The sequence below is a fragment of the Ruminococcus difficilis genome, assembly GCF_016680995.1.
The window spans coordinates 195,146-202,382 of record NZ_JAEQMG010000163.1; the positions used below are offsets into that span (position 1 = coordinate 195,146).

Here is a 7,237-nt window from a genome sequence, read left to right on the forward strand (position 1 = left end):
CTAACCAACAAAGGATTGAAAATATGCCAAGCGTAGGAATCGTTTCCCTCGGCTGCGCGAAAAACCGCGTCGACGCCGAAATGATGATGTACCAACTGAATCAGGCGGGTTTTCAGCTCAAGGAAGACCCCGCCATGGCTGACGCCGTGATCGTCAACACCTGCGGCTTCATCGAATCCGCCAAGCAGGAAAGCATCGATGAGATCCTCGAGCTTGCCCTGCTGAAAAAGGAAGGCAAGATCAAGGCGATCATCGTCACAGGCTGTCTTGCCGAGCGCTATAACAGCGATATCATGAAGGAACTGACCGAGGTGGACGCCGTCATCGGCATCGGCAAAAACGCCGATATCGCCGCCGTGGTGAAACAGGCGCTTGACGGAAACAAGGTCGAGGACTTCCCCGATAAAATGCTCCTGCCCATGGAGGGCGGCCGTGTCCAAAGCACCGAACCCCACTGGGCGTACCTGAAGATCGCTGACGGCTGTGACAACTGCTGTACCTACTGCGCTATCCCGCTGATCCGCGGCTCCTTCCGTTCCCGCAAGATGGAAACGATCGTCGAAGAAGCCGAGCGGCTGGTGCGCAACGGCGTCAAGGAAATCAACGTCATCGCGCAGGACACCACGCGCTACGGCGAGGACAACTACGGCAAGCTGATGCTGCCCGAGCTGCTCCGCCGACTGTGTAAGATCGAAGATCTGCACTGGATCCGCGTGCTGTACTGCTATCCCGACCGCCTAACAGACGAGTTGCTCGACACGATCCGTGAAGAGGACAAGATCGTCAACTATATCGACCTGCCGCTCCAGCACTGCGACGGCAGAGTGCTGCGCGCGATGAACCGCCGCGGCGACAAAGAGAGCCTGATAAAGCTCGTACAGCATATCCGCGAGAAGATCCCCGGTGTGATCCTGCGCACCACCCTGATCACCGGATTCCCCGGCGAGACGGACGAGGAATTTGAGGAGCTGAGCGATTTTGTCGCGCAGACGAGCTTTGAGCGCCTCGGATGCTTCGCGTACTCACAGGAGGAGGATACTCCCGCCGCCCTGCTGCCCGATCAGATCGACGAGGACGTCAAAAAACGCCGCGCCGAGATCATCACCGAGCAGGAAGCGCTGATCATGGACAAATGGTGTGAGAGTATGGTCGGCAAAGAGATCGAAGTGCTCACCGACGGCTTTGACCGCTATGCGGACTGTTTCTTCGGACGCTCCGCCTTTGACGCGCCCGAGGTCGACCCCTGCGTATTCTTCACCGTCACCGACCGCAAGCCGCGATCGGGCGAGATCATACGCGTCCGCATCACCGACCACATCGACTGTGATCTGGTCGGCGAAATGATCGAATCATAGGATGAAGGGGGAAATGACTCCCCCTACTCTAACACACTGAAAGGTCATACTATGAAAAAGATGAACCTACCCAATAAACTGACGCTCCTGCGTATCATACTGGTCCCGGCGGTCATCGCCGCGATCCTGATCGAATTCCCGTATCACTTCCTGATAGCGGGACTGCTCTTCGGCGCCGCCGCGATCACCGACGCGCTGGACGGCAAGATCGCCCGCCGCGACAACCTAATCACCGATTTCGGCAAATTCGCCGATCCGCTCGCTGATAAGATCCTCGTGATCTCCGTGATGGTCTGCTTTGTCAAGCTGAATCTGTGCGGCGCGATCCCGCTGATCATCATCATCTTCCGCGAATTCACCGTCACCTCGATCCGTCTTGTCGCCGCCGCGAAGGGCAACGTCATCGCCGCCAATATGTGGGGCAAGGTCAAGACCGTGACCCAGATCGTCGCGATCGTTTCGGTGTTTCTCATGCAGTTCGTCTACGAGATCCTCGAGCGCACCATGACCGACCCCATCGCGCTGGTCGGCATCTATGACATCTTCAATATCATCGGACAGGTCATGTTCTGGATCGTCGCGGTCATCACCGTGATTTCCGGCGTCATCTATCTCAAAGACAACAAAGACGTCATCAGCGATATGTAATGATGTTACTCGCCGACTTTTGTCGGCTCAAACATCAATGCAATCCATCAGTCGTCCAACACGTATCGGACGACAGCTCCTTTACCAAAGGGAGCCAAAAAAAATAGTTGCAAAATCGAAAGCAATCGTATATAATATGGTAGATATCAAAAGGCTGTGAACAGGAAAAGTAGCTTTACGGATGCTAACAGAGAGGACGGCAATACTAATTCCAAATAAAACTCGTTAAATAGGTATTAGCGTAGAATTTCGCATAACGCGGCGGACGACGCAGGCAGGGTCACCCCCTGTCAAGGAGTCCAACAAAGCTATGCGGAATTATACGAAATAGATATTAACAGTATTTATTTGAAATTAGTATATAGCTGGAAGCCGTCTTAGCGGAAGTTCAGTGAAATGCGCCTGTGAGCTGACTGCAGGAAATGGCAGTCCGTCAGTCCGCGTTAAGGACGATAGCTTATTTATGAGCTTCAAAGAGCGTATTATACGCTGAACTTGGGTGGAACCACGGCGCTGTCGTCCCCTCGGACGACGGCGCTTTATTATTTCTCATGAATTGTTTGCAATTTAATTCACGGAGCACGATCATCGATTTTTCCGATATAGATGTCACCTCTACCAATCAGGTTCACCTACTGAAATTCCTCATTCCTAACTCCTAATTCCTAATTTATAAAGGTTGATATTATGTTTGACACACTGAGAGCCGATCTGGACGCCTATTTACAGCGCGACCCCGCGGCACGCAACAAGATGGAGGTATTCTTCCTCTACTCGGGCTACAAGGCGGTACGCAAATACCGCCGCGCGCACTGGTTCCAGATCCACAATATGAAGTTTATCGCACGCTGGCTGAGTCAGCGCGCGCGCAACAAAACCGGCGTCGAGATCCATCCCGGCGCGACCATCGGCAAGGGGCTGGTGATCGACCACGGCATGGGCGTCGTCATCGGCGAGACCACCGTGATCGGCGACAACTGCCTGATCTACCAAAACGTCACCCTCGGCGGTACGGGTAAGGATCAGGGCAAGCGCCATCCCACCCTCGGCGACAACGTGATGGTCGGCTCGGGCGCGAAGGTGCTCGGACCGTTCAAGGTCGGCGACAACTCCCGCATCGCGGCGGGCGCCGTCGTACTCACCGAGATCCCGCCCAACTCCACCGCGGTCGGCGTACCGGCGCGCGTCGTGCGCGTCAACGGCGTAAGACCCGATCTGCTCGACCAGATCCACTACTCCGATCCCGTGGCGCAGGAGCTCTGCCGTATGCATAACGAGATCCAGCAGCTCAGCAACGAGGTGCGCTATCTGGAAAAGAACGTCAGTCAGGCGGTCGAGCTCGCCGCGACCTCTCACAATGATTCATCACAGAAAGGAAGTCAATCATGATTCTGTATAATACACTCGGCGGTACCCGACAGGAATTCATCCCCCACGAAGAGGGCAAGGTGAAGATGTACACCTGCGGCCCCACCGTCTACCACTACGCTCATATCGGCAACCTGCGCACCTACATCATGGAGGATGTGCTCGAAAAATACCTGCGCTATGCGGGCTACGACGTACTGCGCGTGATGAACATCACCGATGTGGGACACCTCAGCTCCGACGCGGATACCGGCGAGGATAAGATGCTCGCGGGCGCTAAGCGTGAGCACAAGAGCGTCATGGATATCGCGCGGTTCTACACTGACGCGTTCTTCTCCGACGCTGAGAAGCTCAACATCAAAAAGCCCGACGTCATCGAACCCGCCACCAACTGCATCCCCGAGTTCATTGAGATGGTGCAGACCCTGATCGACAAGGGCTATGCCTACCTTGCGGGCGGCAACGTCTATTTCGATACCTCAAAGCTCGATAACTACTATGTTTTCGGCAACATGAACGAGGACGAATTGCAGGTCGGCGTGCGTGACGATGTCAACGAGGACAGCAACAAGCGCAACAAGAACGACTTCGTCCTCTGGTTCACCCAGAGCAAGTTTGAGGATCAGGCGCTCAAATGGGAATCCCCGTGGGGTCTGGGCTATCCCGGCTGGCATATCGAGTGCTCCGCGATCTCCATCAAGCACGCGGGCGAATACCTCGACATCCACTGCGGCGGCGTGGACAACGCCTTCCCTCACCATACCAACGAGATCGCGCAGAGTGAAGCCTATCTCGGGCATCAGTGGTGCCCCTACTGGTTCCATGTCCTGCACCTGCTTGACAAGCGCGGCAAGATGAGCAAGAGCAAGGGCGGCTTCTTGACCGTATCTCTGCTCGAAGAAAAGGGCTATGATCCCCTTGCCTACCGCTTCTTCTGCCTGCAGTCCCACTATCGCAAGCCGCTGGTATTCTCCTTTGAGAACCTCGACAACACCGTGCAGGCGTACAATAAACTGGTCGCGAAGATCGCAAAGCTCAGTAAGGAAGGCGAACCCGATCTTGATGCCGCAAAGCCGTATCAGGAAAAATTCAAGGCGGCGCTGGACAACGATCTGAACACCTCCCTCGCCATCACCGCGCTCTATGATGTGCTCAAGGGCAAGCTCGACGACGCGACCAAGCGTTATCTGATCGCCGATTTCGACCGCGTACTTTCCCTCGGACTGATCGAAGCGGCTGACGCGGAGATCGAAAAGGCGGCACAAGCAGAGGCGGAGAAAGCGACACAGCAGCTCAAGCTCCTTGAAGAAAAAGGCATCTCCAAGGACTGGGTCGACGAGCAGATCGCGGCGCGCGCCGCGGCAAAAGCCGACAAAAACTGGGCGGAAGCCGACCGCATCCGTGACGAGCTTTTGGAAAAAGGCATCGTCATCAAGGACAGCAAAAACGGCGCCACCTGGGAGATCAAAGTATAATATAGAATCAACAGCCCTTCCTCTCGGAAGGGCTGTCACTTTATCATATAGTTTATTTCTTAGAAGGATAGGTATCCTCATCCACATACTCTGTAGACATCAGGATCGTTTTGCCATCCTGATAAAAGAATTTTCCATCATCAACACAGACAAGTATATGTTCTTCATCACCCTCAACCTCCGGACGTTCTTTCAGCTCTGTGCCATCATAATAATAATCGATTATGCCAACGTCCATGACGTTTGCGTTGAGAATATACGCGTCGCCGATCTTGTAATCAAAATGACTTTTTCGGGTATCAAGCAGCTTATGCGCCGGCTGAGTATCGGATACTGCCCACAGCGAGTGATCATCAAAATCTGCAGCTTCTTCATATACGACCGTACCGTTAACGATAATGTGAAGCCACGCTTCTTCGGGAATCTTTACATACTCTTCAGGTGAATCAGTCTGCGGATCCAGCCGATATACGGTGTTGTTGCTTTCGAAATACATCACATCATGATCCACACGGACTATGTTAGATCCCGTTATCCGACAGATCTCCTTCTGCTCCTTGGTGTCAAGATCATAGCAGCACAGGGCAGTTTCGTCATCCTCCCTGTCTGACATATCCTGGAAATAGAGTTTTCTACCAATGGTCATAATCATATGGCAGTGCGAAACGATTTGCGTTATTTCTCCTGTATTGAGATCCAAGGTGTTTATGCTATCTCTCACAACACCTTCCGTATAATACAAAAGACCATTGTCAATGAACAAAGGATCGGAATAACCTTTTGCAAGAGTCAGTTTGGCACGACGGGAACAATCCGCAAGCACTGCCCAGATCTCACTTTGTTCCTTATCTTTGTCTAACACAGCATATAGGATCACCGAGTCATTTATCGAAAAATAACGGATATATTCATCGGAATACGGTTTATCTCCACCCTTACCGTCATAGATTTTACCATTCGTATACAACAAGCCGTTGTGATACAGCATATGGCAGTCATTATGACCTGATACAAAGTCCTCTGCGCTCAACTCAGGCAGATCCATCATCAATTCATTAACATCAACGCTCTCGGGTGCTGTAAAACCGTCGTTTTGAGCAACTTCATCCTGAGTGGCAACATCGACCGCTTCATCATGAGTGGCAACATTGACTGCCTCATCCTGAGTAGCTTCAATCGAAACCTCATCCGGTGAAGATGATTTTTCTTTTGTTTGACAGCCTGCAAACGTAGATACTGCCATCACCAATACTATCATCAGACTAAAAATTTTCTTCATAAGATAACCTCCTTGGTTTTGCTCAGATCATCTGAAGCGCTTACTATTATATACCCATATTCCAACGATTTGTGACAGAATAATAAACAATTATTACGGAATAATATCAATCGTTATTTCATACCATATATCGGTGATGGTATGACGTTTGTGGTATTGACAAAGAAAAAGCTGATGATCCTGTTCTCCTGTGTGCTGATCGGCGTCGCGGCGATCGCGGTCGCCTCCGATACAGCGGGCAAGGCGGTCTACACCGCGAACGAACCGCGGCAGATCCCGATCTACTACGTGGATACCGACGAAAAGGTCTGCGCCATTTCCTTTGACGCGGCATGGGGCAACGAGCAGACGGATACCTTGCTCGAGATCCTCGACAAATACGAGGTCAAAAGCACCTTCTTCCTCGTCAAGCAGTGGGTCGACAAATACCCCGACGACGTCAGGGCGATCGCTGAACACGGTCACGACGTCGGCAATCATTCCTCCACCCATCCGCATATGGCGCAGCTGAGCTCCGACGAACAGCAAACCGAGATCGGCGACTGCAACGACGCGATCGAGGCGCTGACAGGCACCGCGCCGACTCTGTTCCGCGCGCCCTACGGCGAATATGACGACAAGCTCGTTACCAATCTCAAAGACCGTGACATGTACTGCGTGCAGTGGAACATCGACAGCCTCGACTGGAAGGATCCCGCGCCCGACGAGATGGTCAGCCGCGTCAAAAGCAAGCTGTGTCCCGGCTCGATCATCCTCATGCACAACGGCGCGAAGAATACGCCCGAGGCGCTCCCGAAGATCATCGAGATGATACAAGGCGAGGGCTACATCATCGTCCCCATCTCACAGCTGATCCCCGAGGGCGATTATTACACCGACCACGAGGGCAAGATGATCCTGAACGAATAAAACAGCTACATATATTAAAAATCCAACGGCTTAGCCGGTGGATTTTCTTATGCGCCTTAAAGGCTATTGTATTAGCCGCGCCTTAAGGCGCATTGCGGTCCGACACTTGCGACTGTTACTTGCTACCCGTGAACGGGTCGTCCCAACCTCGTATCGTCATTTGATCGTTGATTTGATCTTCTTTGAGTTGGTTTTGGATATAT

6 protein-coding genes are annotated in these 7,237 nt (G+C 52.6%); 5 read left to right on the forward strand and 1 reads right to left on the reverse strand.

What is annotated here, in order from left to right:
* The first annotated feature begins 23 nt into the window (after positions 1-23).
* The 4 genes from rimO to cysS all read left to right on the forward strand — a co-directional run bounded on the left by rimO (position 24) and on the right by cysS (position 4,846).
* Positions 24-1,355 carry a 30S ribosomal protein S12 methylthiotransferase RimO gene (gene rimO, locus JKK62_RS15295; protein WP_201428669.1) on the forward strand — a complete coding sequence of 444 codons (1,332 nt, stop codon included), beginning with the start codon at positions 24-26 and terminating at the stop codon, positions 1,353-1,355.
* 51 nt (positions 1,356-1,406) lie between these two features.
* The gene (gene pgsA / locus JKK62_RS15300; RefSeq protein ID WP_243411881.1) at positions 1,407-2,003 is read left to right on the forward strand and encodes a CDP-diacylglycerol--glycerol-3-phosphate 3-phosphatidyltransferase; all 597 of its coding nucleotides are present in this window, start codon (positions 1,407-1,409) and stop codon (positions 2,001-2,003) included.
* A 687-nt stretch (positions 2,004-2,690) separates the two neighbouring features.
* Positions 2,691-3,392 (forward strand): serine O-acetyltransferase EpsC, encoded by a 702-nt coding sequence (gene epsC, locus JKK62_RS15305; protein WP_201428670.1) that lies wholly within the window; start codon positions 2,691-2,693, stop codon positions 3,390-3,392.
* The gene (gene cysS, locus JKK62_RS15310) at positions 3,389-4,846 is read left to right on the forward strand and encodes a cysteine--tRNA ligase (RefSeq protein WP_201428671.1); all 1,458 of its coding nucleotides are present in this window, start codon (positions 3,389-3,391) and stop codon (positions 4,844-4,846) included. Before epsC ends, cysS begins: the two co-directional genes overlap by 4 nt.
* Positions 4,847-4,898: 52 nt before the next feature.
* On the opposite strand, the gene JKK62_RS15315 is transcribed toward cysS, so the two are convergent.
* Positions 4,899-6,125, reverse strand: coding sequence for a DUF5050 domain-containing protein (locus JKK62_RS15315; protein ID WP_201428672.1), 1,227 nt, complete (start codon positions 6,123-6,125; stop codon positions 4,899-4,901).
* A 141-nt stretch (positions 6,126-6,266) separates the two neighbouring features.
* Here JKK62_RS15315 and JKK62_RS15320 point away from each other — a divergent pair, with 141 nt between their 5' ends.
* A complete protein-coding gene (locus JKK62_RS15320; protein ID WP_201428673.1) occupies positions 6,267-7,034 on the forward strand; it encodes a polysaccharide deacetylase family protein in 768 nt (255 codons plus the stop codon).
* The last annotated feature ends 203 nt before the right edge of the window (positions 7,035-7,237 follow it).